Source organism: Mycobacterium sp. TH-M25 (genome assembly GCF_057473665.1).
In genome coordinates, this window is sequence record NZ_JBYCLA010000543.1 from 1 (window position 1) to 2,312 (window position 2,312).

2 protein-coding genes are annotated in these 2,312 nt (G+C 64.2%); one reads left to right on the forward strand and one right to left on the reverse strand.

Annotated features, from left to right (window positions below):
• Nucleotides 1–49: 49 nt before the first annotated feature.
• On the reverse strand, nt 50–1,075 hold the full coding sequence (locus AC2VOU_RS18130) for a PGRS repeat-containing protein (RefSeq protein ID WP_486958615.1): 1,026 nt from the start codon (nt 1,073–1,075) through the stop codon (nt 50–52).
• Between the two features lie 718 nt (nt 1,076–1,793).
• On the opposite strand from AC2VOU_RS18130, the gene AC2VOU_RS18135 reads away from it, so the two are divergent.
• Nucleotides 1,794–2,312 (forward strand): CgeB family protein (locus tag AC2VOU_RS18135; protein WP_486958616.1); only part of this gene is annotated, 519 nt, incomplete at its 3' end.

Consider the following 2,312-nt stretch of genomic DNA (forward strand, 5'->3'; position numbering starts at 1 on the left):
ACCGGCCCGTGCGGGCCGGTCGAATCCGTGTAGATGGGGTGCGGATAGGTTAGCCGGAGGCGCCGTGGTGGCCCAAGTGACCGCCTTCGCCGCCGGCACCCGAGGCACCGTCGGGGCTGCCGGTCCCACCGGTACCGCCAGTGCCGCCGTCACCGAACAGCATCGCACCGTTGCCGCCGACACCGCCGTCACCGCCAGCGCCGCCGTCAGCGCCGGTGCAGCCGTTTCCGCCGTTACCGCCGATGCCGAACAAGTGACCGGTCACGTCACCGCCGGCACCGCCCGCGCCGCCGGCGGCGGCGCTACTACTGCTGGAGGCGGCGTCACCGCCGGCACCGCCCGCGCCGCCTACGCCGTAGGAGGTGTCCCCACCGGCACCACCCGCGCTGCCGTCGAAGCCGCTACCGCCCGCACCGCCATTGCCGAAGTGGGCGATGCCGCCAGCACCGCCATCCTCACCGGCCACATCGCTGTTCCAGCCTGCACCGCCGTCACCGAAGAGCCACCCACCGGCGCCGCCGGTGGGATCTGACGCTGTCCCATCGGCGCCGTTGCCGATCAAGATGCCTGTGCCGCCGATGTCACCCCAGAGCGTATTGAGCGCATTATCGAACTCCACCGTGAGGCCGCCCAGGAGGGTGTCACCGTTAATCCACGCCTGGTCAAAGTTATACACTGGGGTGTAGAACAAGGTCTCGTACAGCGACGTAAGGTCCAACGCACCGGCAGGCGAGGCGGCCCCCAGATCGGCGAGCGAAGGCACGGACGACCCGGAGTCGAGGGCGCCCAAACTCGACGGCCCGAAACTCGCCGCACCCTGCAACGCAGCGTCGAGGCTGGCGAGCCAGCTGTCCAAGTCCGAACCGGCCGTGGGATCCACGGCGGAGAGGGCATCGATGATTTGATCAATGATGATGTCTTCGCCGTCGGCCCTTGCCGCCGGCATCGCCAACAGCGGCGACAGGCCGAGGGTTATGAACGTGACCGCAGTGCCCAGGTGCATGGCACGCGTGGAGCCGGCGACGGCGTCTCGACGCGGTTGAGAGCCTTCGTTCTTCGGATGTCTACTTGCCACGGTATTCCCTCCTACGTTTGATGCGCCCCGTGTGCCTTCTCAGCAGATCGCGCGCAGTCCATCGGGTTCGCTTAATCCTAAGCCTGAGACGGACGTTCAGGCAAGCGCAATCGTCGAGAAATTTTGGCGGTCCGGAAACATCGCGGTGTTGACACGTGTCAAGGTCTGGTGTGCCATTGAACCTGAGTCAAGGCCTGTCTCGCCGTTCGATTTTGGGCACGAAAGCGGGTTGCTGAATCGCTTGGTATGTGGTATTTGTGGTCTCGGCACGCTGGTCAGGCGTGCTATCCCGTGGGGCCTAGGGAGCCGAGAAGGAACCACAGGAGCAGCAGTAGGCCACCGCCCGCGCCGTGGTGGGCGTTCAGGCGGAATTACACGCGCTCTTGGAGACGCTCTCGCGGAGAGCGCGGATCCCGAGCTGAGGTTGACACGATGACCGTTGAGGCTCTCGGTGAGCCTTCACGGCATGTCCGCAGACTCCGATCGTTGGGAAGGTTAGGGTCGTGTCAGGTGGTGTGTCAAAGAGTATCCGCACGAGCCTTGTGAGCGAAGCGAATAACACACCCGCCGAGACGACAACGGGCTGACTCCAACAATGAGCAGCAGTTTCACGCCGTACCCAGCACCTATGCACTTCGCTGTTGCGATTGTGTCACCTCCGAATTTTCAGCACAGCAAAGCATTTTACGAAGTTGCGGAGGCAGTGCATCATGGTCTTGTGGCGCTGGGCCATGACTCGGTGCTGACCAACCGTCTTGACCTCGATGGGCGCCGCACCATCGTGCTCGGGGGAAACCTCCTCATCCGGCATGGCCTGGTGCCGCCGAAAAACCCCATCTTCTACAACCTCGAGCAGCTAGGCGACGACTTGCCGTCGATGACGTTGCCGGCATTTTTCGACGTCTTCCGGCGCTACCCGACGTGGGACTACAGTCAAGCCAACCTCGACTACCTCGCTGCGCTGGGGCTGCCCCGGCCCACCTATGTTCCGATCGGATACGTCCCGGAGCTGACACGGATCGCCCCGGCCCCCGAGGACATCGACGTCCTTTTCTACGGCGCGCCCTACGAGCGCCGATACGCGGTTCTGCAGGATCTGCGCGAGCGCGGTCTTCGTGTCAAATGGCTGTCGGGCGTCTACGGTGCGAGCCGTGATGCCTGGATCGCGCGCTCGAAGATCGTGGTGAATATCCACTACTGGCAAGCGAAGATCTTCGAGATCGCGCGTGTTTCCTAC